Source organism: Telluribacter humicola (assembly GCF_017355935.1).
In the GTDB taxonomy this organism is placed as follows: Bacteria; Bacteroidota; Bacteroidia; order Cytophagales; family Spirosomataceae; genus Telluribacter; species Telluribacter humicola.
Genome location: NZ_JAFIQT010000005.1, coordinates 254,008 through 273,454 on the forward strand (window position 1 = coordinate 254,008; position 19,447 = coordinate 273,454).

Sequence of the window (19,447 nt, forward strand, 5' to 3'; positions counted from 1 at the left end):
CAAAGCAAGAGTTTATTTTTAATTATTCTAAATAAACATATTATTTTAAGATTCAATAGTATTATCATGTGCTATTCTAGCTCTAATGTACATTTATACTAAGACTATTTCGCTCCTACAAAGGTGGCTCAACTTATCATGTTTATTTAGAGTACATAAGCAAAAAACCCATAGCCTGATAGTTTGTATCAGGCTATGGGTTTAATATACTGCTACTGGATAGTACTACTTCTTCTGCTGGGATAGGAAGGTGATTAGCGAAGCAAACTCTTCGTAGGAGAGTGAATTAGCCAGTCCGCTAGGCATCATGGAAGTTTCCATCTCTTCCCGCTTGATAACATCCGAAGCTTTGATACGATATACTTGTCCGGTGATATCCCGCAGTACCAAGCGATCAGCCGACTCTTCGGTTACGAAGCCCATGTAGCTTTTGTTGCCTTTGGCCGTGATCATCACCGAAGCAAAGCCCTGTGAAATGGAAGCATTAGGCTTCAGGATCGATTCAGCGATCTGCTCACGGTTCATGATAGAGCCGATCTGCCCCATGAATGGACCTTTCATAGTTTCCCCTTTAGAAATGCTGTGGCAGGCGATACACCCCTGGGTTGTAAACAGCTTCTTACCGACGGCAGGGTCACCCGGTAGTTTGTCCATAGCCAGCATGACATCTTCTATAGATGACTCACCCACCTGACCTTTCTTGTTCTTTATCTTTTCCAGATCAACCTTCACTTCTTCTTTGGCTGCCACTACCGGCTCATCGGTACCCAGTTCGGGTATATCCAGGCGCATACGGCTGTTCAGGTCCTTATAGAACTGCTTATCTGAAGACGCTTTTACCTCCTTTACCAACAAGTCTTTGATAGCAGGAGACGATTCCCATTCAATGGCCTTATAGTAAGGACCGTGGGTATCGGGGCGGGTACTCCACCACCATGAACCATCGTAAGGAGCTTCCTGCTTGTACAAACGAGCCAGGGTAGTGATGATCTGCTTTTTCAATTCAGCATCTTTGGCGTTATCATAGGCTTTCAACAAACCATTAACCGCTTTGGGATCGTGCATATAACGTAGCGCCCACAGAGCCAGCGTAGAGTTTTTGGTGCCAACGGCCTGTACCGCTTCGTCCACAGCATTGAGACTTACCAGCGCCTTAACGGCCAGGTGAGGCAGGATAATGGCTGAATTAGGAGTAGCGTGGGGACCTTCTGCACCCAGAGCCGGAGCTACGAATGTAGCAGGTACAGGGGTATTCAGTAGAGCCTGTACCGCTTCTTTCCGATCTAACCGACCTAATCCGATGATAGCCGCACTGCGTACACGGGGTGAGGCATCATTCAATGCGTTCATGAAGGGCTCAACCGGTACGTTAGCCGCAACTGCTTTACGATCTGACAGCGCACGAAGGGCATATTCACGCATGGCAGGCTCTTCTGTCAGTTTCACCAGGTTAGCCACACTACCGGCACCGGCAGCCTGGGTATATGTGTACATACCGGCTATACGCACAGGCAGAGACTGGCTCTTATCGGCAGCTACTTTCCAGGCAGCTTCGGAGGCCTGCTTAGCTGGACGAGTAAGCAACTCCTGCTGAGCCGCCAGGCGAGCGACTCCACTACCTGACTCAAGGAGGCTAGCTAATTGTTTTATCGAAGCTTTCTTCAGATCAGCGAATGGCTGGTACTTCCAGTTCTGAGGTACAGCTCTTACTACAAATCCTTTGGATGGGCTACCTGAGTAGCCGGCTCCATCCCAGGCCGACAGATACATACGGCCGGAAGCATCAATATCTACGTCAGTAATCTGAGCCAGCTTGATAAATTCTTCTTCCTGCTGGGTAAAGCTGGGGCCGTCGGGCTTCACACGGTGAATGTACAGTTGGTTGCGTCCCCAGTCGGCCATCATTGGTACTTGGTTGTACTTAGCGGGCCAATTAGCATCATCAATAAACAGGGCTCCTGTACCCGAACCACCTCCAACGTCAATAAGGGCCGGTATTATTTCATCCGTAAAGTGTTTGAAAAGTACCGGATAGCCGTACTCACCCGACTGGATCTGATGGGTAAACCGGATGTTCCATCCGCCACCATCGTTGGTATTACCCCGGGTAAAGATATTCATGTAGGGATCAATAGCTACATCATAAATATTCCGCATACCGTGCGTGTAAACCTCCATCTCAGTACCATCAGGACGTACCCGTACGATCCCTCCACCCAGCTGGGTCAATTTCTTGCCAGAGCGATCTACGGCTCCGTGGAAACCAAAATCCCCCACAGCGATGTATATCCAGCCATCAATCCCCATCCGGATACCGTTGGTAGCATGGTCGGTACCGCGGCTTTGAATAAACTTAGGAGAGCTGATATTTTGGATCAGCGGCTTAGAAGGGCCATCGGCTAAGCCATCACCATTTTTATCCTCAAATACAACCAGGTCCATACCGGTAGCGATGCCAGTCTCGGGTGAAAAGGTAGTATGCAGTACAAACACCTGATCACCTCTGGCTATAATACCACGCGGGTTATCTACCATGGCAAAGGTGGTGTGCTTATCCATCTTGCCATCGTTGTTGCTATCTACAAGCCTCACAATGCTTCCTTTACCGGGTTTTTTGCCAAGTGAGCCAATCATATCTACTCCTATAAATACCTCACCGTTAGGAGCAACCGCCAGACAGGCAGGGCTTGGGGTAATGTCAGCACCCACAAAATGGGTAATGTTGAGTTCGGCCGGCCATTTGGCCGCATTGGGCAGGGAGTCCGCTTTGGCAAATACTTCCTGTTTAATGGGGGCATCTTCTGTCTTACTACTTCCATCAAACCAGAGGTACACCAGGAAGGAAAACAGCAGACTTAGAGAAATTCTGAACATACTTGAATTACATTAAGGCTGGTAAAGAGTAGATATTAATGAAAATGAAATGTGTTAAAACTTATAAGAGTCAAAAATACTCTAAATATACCGATGGTCTCCATTTCTAACCAGTCTTTGTTCAAAAATTCATATTATGAGTCCGATTGTATACAAAGGGTTATATGAATGTATGCGGCTATAAAGGGTACCTCTACTAAGAACTCCATATATAAGGTTGGCAATTAAATTGACGAGAATATAGAAAGCGTGTAATACTGGCTATAAAAAAGGCCATCCATCCAGCTTACAGTCGGATGGGTGGCCTTTTACTACCACTCCTATCTATTAATCTGTACCTACTCCAGCGTAGGATCAAAGGTCCCCCCCCATTCTTTGTTTTGTTCCAGACTCTTGTTTCGGTCCAGCACGTCACGATGAATAGGGAAGAAATAATACTTTTCCGGTAGAACGTTCTCCTTTACACCCGAGCGGGGTACCTGTAGCAGGCTATACCTGAAGTTACCTTCCAGCAGCTCATTCTTATCTGCTTTGGCCCGGGCTTCACTCAGGGGCATTTCCTGACCATTGGGTAGAATGGCTACTGCTTCCACACCATGCTTGGTAGTACCATCCAGCCGGTCCAGCATGCGCAGGCGACGAAGATCCCAAAAACGATGTCCTTCAAAAGCGAATTCAATGTTCCGCTCCGCCAGGATAGCTTCCCGCATCTGCTCACGGGTAGTAGCTGTGATACCGTAGTTCCCGTCAGTACCCGGCTCTATACCGGCACGACGACGGATCTGCTTCAGGATATCCATTGCTTCGTCCAGTTTGCCGGTTTCGTTTGCCGTTTCGGCGTAGTTCAGCATTACCTCCGCAAACCGCATCAGTACATAATCTACGTCGTACTGCTGTACTTCGGCCTGAGCCAGTTTAAGTAGACTATTCTTTAAGACAAAAAAGCCCGTATACCGATCCAGATTGGTAGAATTTACACCCGCTTTAGGGTTTACCCCAAAATCATCCAGCTCATGGGCAATACCCAGGGAGGTATACTGACGCTTTCCAGCCTTACCGGATACTTCATATACCTTAGCATTCCAGACAATAGACTTGTTGAAACGTTGATCGCGATTCTTCCAGAAGTTCTGCAGAAACTCCTCCTCAGACATATGGTAGGCACTGGTGGGATCACTGTATAACTTACCATCCTTCATTGGATACTCCTTTACAAACTCCCAGGTAGGTGTAGCAGAGGCCGGACCACGACTCTCTGATCCCGGACGTACCCCGTTGTCCCAGTTGGCGGTCTTGTTAGGATACGAGTTGATCACGGTGAATACTGATTCAGGGCCTCTTTCCACTAAGGCTATATCCTCGTAGTTAGCGGCCAAAGCATATCCCTGCGCTTTCAGCTCCTCGTACGCCTTTTTGTTAACCACATAAGCATCTGCCCAGTAGGGGTTATTCCAGGGATTAGAGGGATTGAACTGCGGAGACGCTTTGAGTAGTAGTACCTTGGCTTTGAAAGCCAGCGCAAAGTTACCGTCGATTTTTCCAAAATCCGGTGAGGTAGTCGCGATACGCTGGGGTAGTTTGGCGATGGCCTCATCCAGGTCCTTGATCATCAGATCAAAACATTCCTTTGTGGAGTTACGGGCGACAAAAAGATCATCCGAATAACGATCCTGCGGTACGGTGATGTACGGAACCCCACCGTGATGACGTACCATATCGTAGTAGGTATAGGCCCGCATAAACAGCGCCTGACCGGTAATGTTATTTTTAACGGCTTCCGGTAGGGTACCTTTGTTTACATCTACGATCGCCTGGTTGATCAATCGGATCCGGCCGTAGTTCCAGGATTTGAACTGGTCATTGGAGATGGTTACCCGATCCAGATAAAACTGTATACCGGCTAGCTGCTGGCTATAAGAATCCGCACCGGGATTCCAGTTCCCAAACATAGGGTACAGGTTAGCCATATAGGCGTTAGCCAGGTTGGCATCATTCCAGACAAGCTGCGGATTATAATTATTGATATCCTCTATGTCCAGAACATCGTTACAGGATGATAGCATGCCTGCAACCGCGAACATTATACTTAAAATCTTCTTCTTCATAATATCTATTGCTTAAAATCTAAAATCAACTCCGAAAGTGAAAGACTTCATAACCGGGAAAGAATCGTAGTTCTTCTGCTCAGGATCGTGGAATTCTCTCATTTTGGAGAAGGTGAACAGGTTGGTTCCATTAAAGAAAACCTGTGCACTGCCCAATTTCAGGGGTGAGATCCACTCCTTCGGAATATTGTACGCCACGTTTACGTTTCTGAGCCGCAGGTATGCCCCATTCACAATCCAGAAAGAAGAAGCACCCGTTCCTGATTCAAACCAGTTCTGACCTATCGGGCGGGGGTACTTTGCATTCGGATTCTCGGGAGTCCAGACATCCGAAGCCCAGATCGGGTAGTAAGGTCGTACGGCTCCACCGTGCTGACGCATACCCGCTCCTTCCTGGTTGCTGATGATCCGGTCGTAGGCACCTACGCCCTGCAGAACGGAGTTAACTGAGAAACCGCGGTACGACAGATTTATACCAATACCATAGTTGATTCGTGGCGCCCCTTTATTTGAGAGTAGCTGAACATCATTTCCGTCAATCTTACCATCCGGTCCTTCTGAATACCCATCACCCCGGATGTCTTCAAAGTATAGACCTCCCAGGTACGGATTTCGACCATACTGCTTAAATCCGCTTTCCAGCAGGGCATCCAACTGCTCCTGGGTACGAACCATCCCCAGCGTTTTCAGACCAAATATACGGTCAGCCGGATAGCCAATTTTATTTTCAAAATAGCGGCTACCACCTGGCTGAAAAGCAGCTCCCTGATCCAGTATATCCCAGCGATCAATGGCATAGCCCATGTTAGCGGAGACAGAGTAGTTCAACTTATTGCCGAGTGCCTTATCACGCCACTCCACAAACAGCTCCCCTCCTCTCCACGAACGGGCCGCGTAATTTTCTGGAGCCAGACTTTGTCCGTAATTGTCAGGTAGTGTCACTACGCGCGATCCCAGAATATTCACCTCTTTTTTGAGGAATATATCCAAAGTACCATACAAGCGGTTCTTGAGCATACCAAAGTCAAGACCGGCATTATAGGTAGTAGAGGTAGCCCAGGTCAGGTTTGGATTAGGCGTAGCTCCAGGTGCGATACTCTGGTACAACCGGTCACCAAATATATAGCTACCGGCATTTGTATATACGTAGCTATATGAGAAGGGTCTGATCCGGTCATTATTTACATTTAGATCGTTACCGGTAGTACCATACGAAGCCCGTAGTTTCAGATCATCAAAGAAGGAAGTATTATTTTTCATAAAAGCCTCTTCTGATATTCTCCACGCGGCCGATACGGATGGGAAGAAACCCCACCGCTTACCTTGCGGGAACAGGGTGTTACCGTCGTAACGGAATGAAAATTCAGCAATATAGCGGCTATCAAAATTGTAGTTAAAACGACCTATCATTGACTGGCGTGCCCCAATGGTTTCGGTAGCAAAGCCGTTTCTTCTGGCAATATCCGTTGAATACACAAACGACTGATCATAGGATGTGAGGGGATCTTCCAGCACAGCCGAGGCACCATATCCACCATTTTCAGCCTGCTCATACACCAGTAGTCCATCAACCGAATGCCTGTTAAAAGTGCGAGTGTAATTAGCAAACCAGTTGAACTGATAACTCCAGGTAGTATTCAGATCATAGCTCATGAAAGGCTGGTTCCGGCTGAATGTAAAGGTATTCGTCTTGTTCGGGTCCGGAGGAGCCGGGATAAACCGGTTGCCGTTGGGATCAGCCTGGTTGAATACGTAGTTCTTCTGGAAGGTCAGGTACTTCTTACGCATGTAATCACCAGCAATGTAGTTACCTATAATCTTGGTTGTCAGGCCGGGAATGAACTTATCCAGCTTGATATCCAGCGACAGGATTGAATTTATATTACGACGGCGCGTTTTGATGTAGCGGTCACCAACTACCTGATCTATAACACTCCATGCCTGCCAGCTACCCATAGGTGTTTGTACAGGATAATCGGTAACGTGGTTGACCGGGGTCCCATCCGATTCAGTATAGAAGGGGTAGGTCTTAGGCCAGTTGAAAGTTACACGATAGAGGTCAGATACATCGAAGTCATCATCACCTGTAAATGGCCAGTAAAATCGGTCGTGGTTTTGCTGGTTTGCCGCCAGGTTCAGGTTGACCTTGATAGCATCTGTAATCTCGGCCGAAACGTTCGTCCGCATGTTGAACTTGTTGTGCTCTAGGCTTTTATAGGAGCCTTCCTCTCCGCGATAGCTTAGTAGTGAGTAGTAGGTCAGTTTCTTTTCGCCGCCCGATACACTCAGCGAGTGCCGGTGGCTGTAAGGATTCTGCCAGATAAAATCATTTACATTGTAGCGCTTGTCTTTAAAGTAATCAAATTCACGCTGGCTGTTAGGTATCGGAGTACCATTAAACTGAGCAACGCGGTTTTGGTAGATGAGCTCATCCTCCGCCGTAGTCAGGTCTGATAGTAGTGTCTGCGTAGGACGGCCCGTGGTATAGTTAGACTGAAGATTAAAGGTAGGCTTCTGCTTTACTCCCGATTTGGTAGTAACCAGTACTACCCCATTACCCGCACGAGAACCATAGATAGAAGCCGTAGCGGCATCTTTCAGGAAGCTGATTTGGTCCACCTCGGCCGCCTCCAGAGCATCAAAAGATTCTTTATCCCGTACAATACCATCAATCACAAATAGCGGATCGCCAAAACTACCCCGCATACGAATGGACGAAGTAGCTCCTGCTAAACCGGATGTATTTGTCACATTCACCCCCGGCGCACGACCAGCCAGGGTATTTGATAGGTTAGAGGCCGCCTGATTGTTCAGTTCGGCGGCATCTACAGCAGTAATGGCTCCGGTTAGGTTCACCTTTTTCTGGGTACCATACCCTACTACTACCACTTCATCGAGAGCCTTTACGTCAGGGCCAAGCGTAACTTCCATGTTAGTCAGATTCCCGACAGTAACTTCCTTTGGTGTAAAGCCCACGAAGCTAAATACCAGTACAGTATTGGCATCCGGTACCATCATTTCCCAATTCCCGTTAATATCGGTGACTGTACCGCGGCTCGTCCCCTTGATCAGGATACTCACACCCGGCAAGCCTTCTCCTTTTTCATCCAGTACTTTACCGGTAACCCGTTGCTCGGCGGTTGTTTTACCTACGGCAACAGTAAAATATTTAGGACTAACAATGGCTTTCTGAGGGTTATCAGCGGCCTCCACATGTGTAATGGCCGCAACCAGAAAAACAGGAATGAGTCTTTTGGGTAGACTTGATGGAGGTCCCGCAACAGGCGAGAATCCAATGGATCCCCGGAAGGAATCCAGGATCTCCCCCACCGACTGTCTGAGAAGCTGCCATGCATTAGTCGGCGCAGTTTCTCCTTTGAGAGGTAAATTCATAAGGTAGTTAAGGGTATAGGTTATAACATTGAGTTGGTTTTCTTGCTTGTAATCTCCTGTCACTCCTGATCAGTAGTGGTCTGATCAAAAGATTGCCTCTTTCACGATTCCTCTGATTTGTATTCTATGGGCTTTATCTAGGGTGCTCGTGGTTTTATTTTCATGGATAAATGGGTTAAGGGTTAGGAAAAGGGTTATTATTAGTTAGTCACATCCTATTTGATTTTGCTATCAGTAGACTCTCTTCCTTCACTGTATCCTGTCAGGTTCTATCACTTCTGTTGCTTTCTCATATAGCTAAGCCTATGTGCTTTTCCAAGTTTGAGCGGGATCTTTTCGTGTACGTACACGATACTGTGATTCATTAATCCTTTGTCAGATGACATTGACTTATTAAGATCATTAGTAGTGGGGGATTTAGATACTTACTAAGTAACCGTTATATTCTAATCAGTATATTTAGTAAAAAAGGGTGACGTGTACGTACCCGTAATATAGACAAAACTAAATAGTGATCAAGAGAAACTTAGTGAACGTCACAGCTTCTCCTTTGGCTGAGCCAAATTATAAATACAGATTAATGTTGTGGGTAAACTGTAATTTCCTGGAAAAAGGAAGGGCGAAATGGTTCAGGAAACAAAGAGCTTTTAACTAACATAAGTTTAAATGGCATACAATCTAATTTAATAATTTTGAAAATTTGAGTAGCATATAACACTGCGTTGAGAGTACCAACTGCCTGAGCAAGTAGGTATACCTGGAATCTCTAAGTGTTCTATCAGATAGTAGATCTCAAAGCCTCTATTATTGTCTTTTCTTCTTTTATTTTAGCCCTGTGCTGATTTATGGCACCTCCAATTGAACCAACTCAATCTTACATGTACCACGATAGTGAAGCCCTTCGTCAGGTAGTACAGCGCATTCACCCCCTGAATAAACAGGAAATGGAAGAGTTTCTATCCATATGGAGGCCGATAGAGGTAAAGCGGAAGGTAATACTTACTACGAGTGGTGATACCGAAAAGTACCTGTACTTTGTACTGGAAGGCCTCCAGCGGGTGTACTATGCCGACGATCTGGATCGGGAAGCTACGCTCGTTTTTAACTATACACATTCGTTTGGTGGAGTTATTGATTCATTTCTGTTTCAGCAGCCTTCACGGTACTACTACGAAACGCTAACCCCTTCTATACTATTAAGAACCACCTTTACCGACCTAGATCACCTGATGCTCAAGTACCCTTCCATTGAACGCATGATTCGCTTGGGAGTTAGTGGTGCCCTGGCAGGTGTACTCGAAAGACTGGTGGAGTTACAGTCATTTTCTGCCGAAGACAGGTTTCGTACACTGCTAAAAAGGAGTCCGCACATCCTTCAGCTCGTACCACATAAGTACCTGGCCAGCTATCTTCGCGTAGATCCGACAAATTTCAGTAAGCTGCTGAACAAAGTCCGGATCTGAAATCATGGTAAATACCAAGATTTACATTCCGGAATAGGCCGAATTTTGGAACATAAATCAAAACATCTATAAGCCATGAAAAAACAAACTATTGTAAATGTACTTAGCAAAATACTGCTCACCCTATCGGCACTTGCCATATTCTCAGTTTGCCTGATGGCCTTTTCTGATCCCCAGTCCGTCATGGACCTGGTAGGCGTACAGCTTACAAATACCGATGCCTACAGTTCTATCCGGGGCGTATACGGAGGGGTAAGTCTTACCATAGTTGTTTTGCTGGTGTACCTTTTGCTGCGGGACGTTACCAAGGGTCTTATTTTTATCTCCCTCCTCTGGGGCTTCTACGCTCTTTCCAGAATTACTACCATCCTGGTCGAAGGTAGTCTGGGAGATTTTGGTCAGCAGTGGCTGGTAATCGAGTCGGTACTTTGCCTGTCTTCTTTACTTCTACTCTTCCTGAAGACCCGACAGACTTCTCCCACTCCCACAGTAGCTTAATGAAAAAGCACCTGACTACGGCCTGGCTGAATCAATTACAGCAACAGGTAGAGGAACATCTGGAAAAGGCGACCCGGATTTACCAAAACTTACCGGAAGAACAACTCCTGCAACCAGCCTCAGACGGGGGCTGGTCCGTAGCCCAGTGCCTGGAGCACCTCAACAGCTACGGCAGGTACTATATACCCGCGGTACAACAGGCCATAGAAGCCAGTCCGGCCGAATACAAGCAGCCCACCCTTTACTTCCGTAGTGGTTACCTGGGGAGCTACTTCACAAACCTGATGCATGCTCAAAACAGCAGGAAGTACAAAGCCATGAAAGGTCATATACCATTACCTGCACTTAACGGGGCACAGGTAGTAGCCGAATTCATTGAACAGCAGGAACAGTGGCTCCAGTTACTTCGTCAGGCCGAACAGCTGAACCTTAACAAAATCAAAGTACCTATTTCTATTACACGGTTAGTTAAGCTTAATCTGGGCGATACCTTCGCCTTTGTGAAAGCCCACGATGAAAGGCACATTCAGCAGGCCAATCGGGTGCTGGAGGTCTATGCATGACATATGTAATGCCCTTCCAGATCAATAAAAAAACACAACATACATGAGCAGTAGTAGTAGTATTGAAATAACCAGTTGATGCCAGTCAATTCGCTCACGACGCTGAATCTGCTTCAGGATCATGATACCATTAAGTACTATTATAAAAAGAGTGAAAAAGATAAAGTAAAGTACAAGATCCATATCATTAGTAAAGGATTAGTGTGGAGACGTAATTGGGCCTTACTATTTCGCTTTAATAATGATTGTTACCCGTCCTTCTGATACTTCAGGTCGCTGGCCGGCAGAGGTTGGGATGATTTTTAGCTGTGACAACTGGTTTTTGTACCACCCTGCTACTGTGGCAGAGACCGTGGTTTCAATTACCGTAAGTGACAGTACTTTCCCTTCAGCATTTACTCTGATCCGAAATACAACACTGCCTGTATCTTCATAGGGGTCTTGCGGTACGCTCAGTTTGCCAAATCGGAACCCGGAAAGGTCAAGGCCTATATTACCGGTGCCGTTACTAGGCCCATCGTACGCACCTGAGGAACTCCCATTGGGTGCTCCGCCCTGGTTAGCAGCAGCCTTGGGATCGCTCCCGCTGCCCCGGTGTTCGGTTTTTTTGAAGAGACTACTTGGGTCTATTTTGGGAGATTCTACCGGCGAATCATGCTGCTGGGTCACAACAGGCCTGGTGGTACCCCGTATTTCGGATGCCGATGGACGGGCAGGGGTAGGCTTGGGCGCAAATCGGGGAGCAGGGGCAGCCCCTGATGATCCGACAGATGGAGTACTTCTTTGTCGGGGAAATGCTTCCAGCCGTATGGGTACCAGCGTCAAAAGCTCGAGGCTATCAAGGTGAGCCTTCTTGTTTGCTATCGTTTGAGCAGAGGGAGTTATCCTGATTAACCCAAGTACGAGTAGTAATGTAGCAAAGATACCAAAGCTGATTGTCCAGGCCCGGTGGGAGAACGTAGACTCCTGATACGAAATAAGTGATGTGTACATGCTTTCTGAAATGAATGGTCTGTAGCTTTATCCTATATCAGCGCCAAACCTTATCAGTCAGATCAACCTATTTTTATGTACCTCTCCACTACATAGCCCTTCAGGGCTTAGCAGCAAGCTTTCTTAAAAGGATACTGGCCCGTTCCTGATATGGGTGATTTGTATCCAAAGCAATCTGTTCCAACCGCTGGCTGACTAATCCTGTTTGCCCTCCTTGCAACATTGTCAGAGCAATGTACCATTGTGCATGATCCCTGATATCTTTATTTGTACTTTTTTCTGCTTTTTCCAATTGAATAAGCGCGGAGGCACCCTGTCCTTTCTGAAGTAGTCGGATTCCTGCATGTAGTGTGGCCGTATCGGACTGCCAACGAGCTACTGAACCGGGACTTACTCCCAGGTTATCATTAGCAAAGGGACTGGAAATATCAGGTGTGGAATCAAAGGCATCTGCAAATAGCTGCTGCGTGTCTGGTAAGTCAGGGGCTTGGGCCGAAGGTGTAGATGTAGCTGGTGTATCTAAAGGATCACTTTCAGGACTAGTAGTCCCTGGCTCCGAGGTAGTATTCTGGTTGGTTTGTGGCTTCTTATCCTGCGCTACCATTTCCCGCGGACTTTCATCAGTACTATTGTAAACCCACCATCCTACTCCTATTACTACTATAATACTGGCGGCCGCTGCTACATATCGCCAGAGAGATCGATAAGAGGTAGTTGGAAGTACTTTCTCATTTCTTTCTTCTTCGCCAACCACCTCTTTTTCTAAGGTAGTATTGACTATAGGAAGTGAGCCTTCGGCTTTTAGTTGAGCGTGAATGCCTTCAAACTGCGTTTTATATTCATTTATCTTTAAGCCTGATTTGATACGCTTTTGGGTAGCTACTTCCCGGGCAAGCGCAGGACTTTGATTCATCTGCTGTTCAAATGCTGATCGTTCCTCTACAGTCCCTTCGCCACCCAAATAGGCATGAATCTGATTGAACATTTCTTCTGATAATTCCATATATCAATTAGGATTGTACAGCTACGTGTACATGATGAAAAGTAGATTTGATACGCATTAACAAGAGCAGGTGGAGCAAAAAAGTATAAAGCTTATTAGGTATAGAAGTACTCCTTCCATTCTCTGCATTAATACCCTTTACCACGCTAACCTTATCAGGCCAGCCGGAATTTTTCTTTGAGGTACTTAGCACATTTAAAGCGCTTTCCTGTGGCAGAAGCCTCAGTCATATTCAATGCTTCTGCGATTTGGCGTAGTGACCAATCTTCCACGTAAAACCAATTCAGTACCTTCTGACAATCCTCAGCCAATAGATGGAAAGCACGGTTGAGCTTCCTGAATATCCAGGCGCGTTCATCGTCATCGTAATCGCTGTAAATAGCATCATCAATGGGAAGAGCCTGATTTTCTCCCTCTTCATTACGTAGAATAGCTACAAACGGGGAAGTGGAAGTAGCTGGTTTGTAGAACTCGTCCTCATCCTGTTCAACTACTGATTCAGTTTGAAGTTGTACCTCTGCCCGCTTGACTTTATGTTCAATTGCTTTCTTCCACTGATTTATGTAAATGCGATAGAAGTAAGTAGTGATCTTGGCTCCTTCCAGAAACGTATAGCTGCCACTACGGAGCTTTTCGACAAAGATGGCAAGGCATTCCTGGAGCAGATCTTCGGCTTCCTCCTGCTTACTACCTTTCGAAAGTGCAAAAGGAAGGCACAACTGGTACGTTTGCTTGTACAAACACATAAAAGCCTCATGACGCTCCTTTAGCAGTTCGTTGTAGAAAAACGCTTCGGACTGTTGGTACAAACTACAGGGATCGGATTTATTCATGAGCGGTGTACTTATAAAAACTCTTCTTTCAGGCAGTTTAGGTTGTATGGCAAAGCTACCGCTTTGTATGGTTGCTTTTGGCCTGGGTAGTGATCTGTATACTTCGTTCGGCAACTCCCACACCCGCTTTCTTCCTTTTCTGATCAGCTGATGAGGCCACTTTTACTTTTTTCAAATCATCTTTTATGATGGTATATCCGCTCAACTCTTCGGTATGTAGTGGTTCAAACTGACCGGTTGTAGCAAATCCCAGTAATAACTCTACACCAAACGGTGCTGCACACACAAAATCAGTTGGAATTTTAACCCACCGATCTACTTCGGATTCAGCTATTCTAAAGTCCTGATTCCGTAGCAATACTAGGTTATTGGCTGCATCACGGTAAATAAGCCGGACGGTACAAGGGGTATTGACACGTACCGAGACACGCATAGTATCATCCTCGGTGTATGACTGCGGGCCCATGCCTTTGTTAGTACTAAGTTCAAGTCGCAGATCACCCGCTTTGACGGGGACGGGACCAACTTCCGGTTTGTCATCTATTTCAACATGTATACGTGTAGCTTCTTCCACCAGGGCTATCGGTGGTTCGATGGCGGCATTGGGAAGATTGATAAGTAATACCTCAGATTCGATAGCCTTACCTACCGGCTGGCTGCCGTAGTTGTATAGTTGCGCATGTATTTTCAAAAAATTCCCGACTTTCTGGTAGTGACCTCTAAGGGTCATATAAGGTTCAAAGGCGGCACTACGAGTAATAACTGCTATTTCTATATCCGGATTATGCTGGGTAAGGGAAGATTTGAGGGTTCCGGTAATCTGGTGAGAAAATTCATTGACAACTTTTTTCCCTTGATAAGTAAAGGTTTCAATAGATATTTTTTTTACTACGTTCTCCGGAATCTGTTGAGCCACTTGAGTGGCCAGTTTATCGATGGCCTCAAGGAGGGTAAAGAAATCCAGTGGGTTCACACTTTCATGCAATGAGAATGGCTTGCCCCTTTCCCTAAGGTCCGTATCCATCAGGCCTATCTTAGCCTCATGTATCGTAGAACCCTGCATTCGGAGAAATACAACCGCCCGACACGGCTCACCTTCTATACGCAGTGGTACCCGTCCCTGATATGTACCCAGGAGGGTTTTTAGTCCGTAGAAAATCACCATGTACCCATCCTGTGCCTGCTTGAATTCAGCCTCGTCCCATTCAAGGCTGTAATTCAACCCCCTTCCTGATTTATAGCTTACTGATGCGATCTGTTGGTACTCTTTAAAGTCAATGATTCGACTTCCTTTATTGTTAGGTACCAGGTCATTTTCAAAGCGCGCATCAAGTCGCACGTTTGCCCACATCCGGTTCAATGCATCAGTCTTTTCGTCCCAGCTCATTACATTGGGATTGACATGAAGCGAAAAGGCTGACTCGAAGTCCTTAAGTACCTGCTTCACCTGCTGCGCCGCCTGACGCTTCTGGAATTCGCTTAAGGTTTGGGCGAAGCCAGAAAAGAATGGACAGACTGCCGCAAGTAGAAGCAAGTACCTTTTCATTGTAGTAATTGATTTTTACAAACCCTTCGGACATTTACAGGCTTCCGCACTACCTTTTCACTATTACTTCTTACCACTTTTATTCAGAATCAGCTCTTGGGTGAGAAGGCTGTTTTCCATGGGGATCTGCTGTGAATGAGTAAGCTCCATCACCCGTACCCGTACGGTTTTGAATATATCCTCCAGGCGCTTTTGGGGTTCATCCAGGGCTTTCAACAGCTCGGCGGTATAGGGGCTGTTGCTGCCGTCTCCATCCTGAGCCGTCTGGCCGGGTCGGGTCGAAAAGGCAATCAGGGTACCCGCCGGAGCGCCCATATTGGCCAGACCTTTTCCGCCTGTGCTGCGGGTCCAGCTACGGGCCAGTGGATTGTCACGACAAGCATCCAGGATCATCAGGTTGGTACGGTTGGTGTTGTTTTCGTTGTTCATCTGATCAAGTACCTCGTCGGCTGCCACGGCCAGTACTTTAAGCTCCGATTCGGACTGGGGGGTGATGTCGACCGGAATCAGGTAGTTCTTCCCGGCAACCTGCATACCATGCCCGGCGTAATAGAATAAAGCTACCTCTACGTTCTGATCCTGCAGGCTACTTCCAAACTGAGCTACGGCTGTTCTTAGTTCTCCCTGACGAGTGTCATAACGTTCTATTACATCAAAGCCCAGCCCACGCAGCTTTTGAGACATAGCCTTTGCATCATTGATCGGATTGGGTAATTTGTTGGCTGCCGAGTAGCTGGAGTTTCCAATGATCAGAGCAACCCGCTTTTGCGCTTTCTCGTACATGATAGCCAAAGGAACCGAGCGGGTAGTACCAGCAGAGTTGGTAGCTACAAATACTACTGTATTCTGTCCTTCACGCAGCCGCACCGTATGGGATACAGATACTCCACCGGCACAATCATTGGCCGCAACTGGCTTAAAGCCTCGCACGTTGATAGGTGACTCTACTCCGTTCACTTCCACTTTCATACCCTGTGCTTTGTTTTGAACACAAGCGGTGAGGGACAGCTCCTGCTTGTCGGTATGGCCTACCTGCGTAAGCCATTGGATAGCCGGTTGCGGCTGCCCCTGGGGCTGATCAGCAACTACATTGAATTCATCACGGGTCCCGTTGGAATAGACAATCTGGGCTATCTGACTGATAGGTAGCGTACGGATGTCTTTTTTAGAGGTACCTTCTTTCCAATAATTGATTTTATCCGGAAACACTTGTTTTACTTCTACAACCTGCTTCTCCCGATTCAGCAGGTATAGAGTATCAGCAGGTACGTTTACCTCTGGGTTAGCCTGGCTCACATTGGCCATACCAACGGCGGCTAGTAGAACTATTAAAAATTTAGTCATAGGTTAAATCATTTTACTTTTAGTACCCAATAATCACTGTTGCCGTGAGAGCCTTCACTTTTGTCACCCGATGCGCCGGAGTTGGAATGACCAGCCATGATATAACCCCCATCAGAAGTACTTAGAATAGCCTCCGCTGAATCATTCCCATTACTACCGTAGGCCTTATCCCAGACTTTACCACCATTGGCATCTACCTTTACCAGCCAATAATCATTTTGCCCTTTGGAGTTATCGCTCCGATCTCCCGACTGTCCTGAGTCTGAAAAACCGGTTACTACAAAGCCTCCGTCAGAGGTAGAGGCTACTGATCTGGCGTAATCATTGCCACTTCCACCCAGGGTTTTGTCCCAGACTTTACCACCGCTGGAGTTTAGTTTAATGACCCAGTAGTCGTAGCCCCCGCGAGAGCTTTCACTCTTGTCACCGGAACGGCCCGACTCCGTCAGGCCTGCCAGTACAGCCCCTCCATCGGAAGTAGCCACTACGTGCCTGGCATCATCAATGCCATTACCACCAAAGGTTCTGTCCCACTGCTTTGCTCCACTACCGTTGATCTTGACGACCCAGATATCATAGTTGCCCTGGCTGCCCTGGCTTTTATCACCACCAGCGGGTGATGTAGAGTTGCCGACCAGCAGGAAGCCGCCATCGGATGTGGCCACAATGGATCGTGCTACATCATTGCCACTGCCTCCCAGGGTCTTTTCCCATAGCACACTTCCGCTTGAGTTAATCTTCATTACCCAGTAGTCACCCTCCCCTCTTGCGTTTTCAGCTTTATCACTGGATTGGTTAGAGTACGAGTAGCCCAGTATCACAAAGCCCCCGTCAGAAGTAGGTACTACTGAACTGGCCTCATCATAGCCACTACCCCCGTAGGTTTTGTCCCATACCTTGGTACCACTACTATTGATCTTTACGATCCAGAAGTCATTGCCTCCACGGGAACCTTCACTCTTATCCCACGATACAGTAGATTCAGAAAGCCCTACCAGCAGGTAGCCTCCGTCAGCAGTAGGTACTACAGCCCGGGCATCATCACTACCATTACCGCCTATTGTTTTGTCCCACTGCCTGTTGCCACTACCATTGATCTTTACCACCCAGTAATCATTGTTGCCTTTGGAGCCCTCGCTTTTGTCTCCTGATGAGCCAGAGTTGGAATGGCCAAAGAGCAGATAGCCACCATCGGAGGTATTCAATATTGATTTGGCCTCATCATATGCCGAACCTCCAAAGGTCTTGTCCCACTGTTTGGTGGGCTCAAGGGCTGCCGGTGAGTTGATGGTAACGGTTTGCTGGCTACTATTGCTACCACCAGGTCCGGTCGCAGTCAATCGTACGGTGTAATTACCCGCCTGTGAATATTGCTTCATTGGGCTGGGCTGAGTAGAGCTAGTGTTGTCTCCAAACGACCACTCATAGGAAGTGGCATTGCTGGACTGGTTAGAAAAGCTTACCGTACAGGGAGCAGTACAGCCATTATTATTAATACTAAATATCGCCACCGGCGCTGCCGCAGGTGCCGAGATGGTAACTGATTTCTCAGTGCTATTGGTCCCTCCCTCACCGTTTGCTGTTAACTTCACGGTATAGGTACCTGCCTGCGAGTACCGCTTGGTGGGATCCTTTTGGGTAGAGGTAGTATTATCCCCAAAGCTCCACTCAAAGGTATTGGCGTTGCTGGACTGGTTGGAAAAACTAACATCACAGGGGGCTGTACAACCATTATTATTGATATTGAAAGCCGCCACTGGAGCAGCCGCGGGAGCAGCTATATTGATGGTCTGTTCAGTACTGTGGCTACCACCCTGTCCGGTAGCAGTTAGCTTTACAACGTAATTCCCAGCCTTGGTATACTGCTTGGTAGGATTGGGTTGGGTTGAGGTAGTATTATCACCAAAATTCCATTCATATGAATTAGCGTTGCTGGACTGGTTGGTAAAGTTTACGGTACAGGGGGCTGTACAGCCATTGTTAGATGCGCTGAATGCCGCAACCGCAGCTGCCGGCGCGAATACCGTCACAGTTTTTTCTGTACTGCTACTGCCCCCCTGTCCGTTGGCTGTTAACCTGACGGTATAGCTACCTGCCTGGTTGTACTGCTTTGTAGGGCTGGTCTGGGTAGAGCTGGTATTGTCTCCAAACGTCCACTCATAGGAACTGGCATTGCTGGATTGGTTGGTAAAGCTTACCGTACAGGGAGCGGTACAGCCATTATTGCTTATGCTGAAAGCCGCTACGGGAGCCTCCGCAGGTGCAGCAATAGTAACTGTTTTTTCTACGCTCCGGCTTCCGCCTCCGCCATTAGCTGTTAATTTGACTCTATAGGTACCTGCACTATTATATAGTTTGGTTGGGTTGGTCTGGGTAGAGCTGGTGTTATCTCCAAAAGTCCATTCATACGTAATGGCATTGGTAGTTTGGTTCGTAAAACTAACTGTACAGGGGGCGGTACAACCGTTGTTGGCTATATTGAAATCAACAACAGGAGGCAATGGCGCCCTGGTCGTAACTGTTTTGGTCGTTCCCTGGCTTCCCCCGTCGCCCTTGGCGACAAGCTTTACCTGAAATGTATTTGCACTCCTGAACGTGTGCCTGGGGCTCCTCTCGGTGGATGTTTCTCCATCCCCAAAATCCCACATATAGCTACTGGCGTTTTCGGAACTGTTGGTAAATGCAACCTCACAGGGAACCATGCAATTATCATTTTCAACCGAAAATGATGCCATTGGTTCGGGGGGTATCTCGCTGTGACAGCCAATGAAAAAGACACCCAATAGAAAGAAAAACAGTAGACGTTTTAACATAAATACTAGTAAAAATAAT

At 47.1% G+C, this 19,447-nt stretch carries 13 protein-coding genes; 3 read left to right on the forward strand and 10 right to left on the reverse strand.

Features of this window, described 5'->3' with window-relative positions; all coding sequences use genetic code 11:
- Window positions 1–225 precede the first annotated feature (225 nt).
- The 3 genes from JUB14_RS20595 to JUB14_RS20605 all read right to left on the reverse strand — a co-directional run bounded on the left by JUB14_RS20595 (window position 226) and on the right by JUB14_RS20605 (window position 8,372).
- On the reverse strand, window positions 226–2,874 hold the full coding sequence (locus JUB14_RS20595) for a DUF7133 domain-containing protein (RefSeq protein WP_207508709.1): 2,649 nt from the start codon (window positions 2,872–2,874) through the stop codon (window positions 226–228).
- 338 nt (window positions 2,875–3,212) lie between these two features.
- Window positions 3,213–4,979 (reverse strand): RagB/SusD family nutrient uptake outer membrane protein, encoded by a 1,767-nt coding sequence (locus JUB14_RS20600; protein WP_207508710.1) that lies wholly within the window; start codon window positions 4,977–4,979, stop codon window positions 3,213–3,215.
- 12 nt (window positions 4,980–4,991) lie between these two features.
- Window positions 4,992–8,372 carry a SusC/RagA family TonB-linked outer membrane protein gene (locus JUB14_RS20605; protein WP_207508711.1) on the reverse strand — a complete coding sequence of 1,127 codons (3,381 nt, stop codon included), beginning with the start codon at window positions 8,370–8,372 and terminating at the stop codon, window positions 4,992–4,994.
- Between the two features lie 878 nt (window positions 8,373–9,250).
- Between JUB14_RS20605 and JUB14_RS20610 the strand changes: the two genes are divergently transcribed.
- The 3 genes from JUB14_RS20610 to JUB14_RS20620 all read left to right on the forward strand — a co-directional run bounded on the left by JUB14_RS20610 (window position 9,251) and on the right by JUB14_RS20620 (window position 10,896).
- The gene (locus tag JUB14_RS20610) at window positions 9,251–9,835 is read left to right on the forward strand and encodes a Crp/Fnr family transcriptional regulator (protein ID WP_207508712.1); all 585 of its coding nucleotides are present in this window, start codon (window positions 9,251–9,253) and stop codon (window positions 9,833–9,835) included.
- Window positions 9,836–9,910: 75 nt separating this feature from the next.
- A complete protein-coding gene (locus tag JUB14_RS20615; RefSeq protein ID WP_207508713.1) occupies window positions 9,911–10,333 on the forward strand; it encodes a DUF4345 domain-containing protein in 423 nt (140 codons plus the stop codon).
- A complete protein-coding gene (locus JUB14_RS20620) occupies window positions 10,333–10,896 on the forward strand; it encodes a DinB family protein (RefSeq protein ID WP_207508714.1) in 564 nt (187 codons plus the stop codon). The genes JUB14_RS20615 and JUB14_RS20620 overlap by 1 nt, the downstream gene beginning before the upstream one ends.
- A 21-nt stretch (window positions 10,897–10,917) precedes the next feature.
- Here the strand turns inward: JUB14_RS20620 and JUB14_RS20625 are convergent, their stop codons facing one another.
- The 7 genes from JUB14_RS20625 to JUB14_RS28030 all read right to left on the reverse strand — a co-directional run bounded on the left by JUB14_RS20625 (window position 10,918) and on the right by JUB14_RS28030 (window position 19,428).
- Window positions 10,918–11,079: a hypothetical protein gene (locus JUB14_RS20625; protein ID WP_207508715.1), complete on the reverse strand. Its 162-nt coding sequence runs from the start codon at window positions 11,077–11,079 to the stop codon at window positions 10,918–10,920.
- Between the two features lie 42 nt (window positions 11,080–11,121).
- Complete coding sequence (locus JUB14_RS20630; RefSeq protein WP_207508716.1) at window positions 11,122–11,889, reverse strand: hypothetical protein; 768 nt, start codon at window positions 11,887–11,889, stop codon at window positions 11,122–11,124.
- 100 nt (window positions 11,890–11,989) lie between these two features.
- Window positions 11,990–12,892 carry an anti-sigma factor gene (locus JUB14_RS20635; protein ID WP_207508717.1) on the reverse strand — a complete coding sequence of 301 codons (903 nt, stop codon included), beginning with the start codon at window positions 12,890–12,892 and terminating at the stop codon, window positions 11,990–11,992.
- A 155-nt stretch (window positions 12,893–13,047) separates the two neighbouring features.
- On the reverse strand, window positions 13,048–13,725 hold the full coding sequence (locus JUB14_RS20640; RefSeq protein WP_207508718.1) for an RNA polymerase sigma factor: 678 nt from the start codon (window positions 13,723–13,725) through the stop codon (window positions 13,048–13,050).
- A gap of 55 nt (window positions 13,726–13,780) precedes the next feature.
- Window positions 13,781–15,271 carry a hypothetical protein gene (locus JUB14_RS20645; RefSeq protein WP_207508719.1) on the reverse strand — a complete coding sequence of 497 codons (1,491 nt, stop codon included), beginning with the start codon at window positions 15,269–15,271 and terminating at the stop codon, window positions 13,781–13,783.
- Between the two features lie 63 nt (window positions 15,272–15,334).
- On the reverse strand, window positions 15,335–16,615 hold the full coding sequence (locus JUB14_RS20650; protein WP_207508720.1) for a caspase family protein: 1,281 nt from the start codon (window positions 16,613–16,615) through the stop codon (window positions 15,335–15,337).
- 8 nt (window positions 16,616–16,623) lie between these two features.
- Window positions 16,624–19,428, reverse strand: a complete 2,805-nt coding sequence (locus JUB14_RS28030; protein WP_207508721.1) for a PKD domain-containing protein — start codon at window positions 19,426–19,428, stop codon at window positions 16,624–16,626.
- Window positions 19,429–19,447 lie beyond the last annotated feature (19 nt).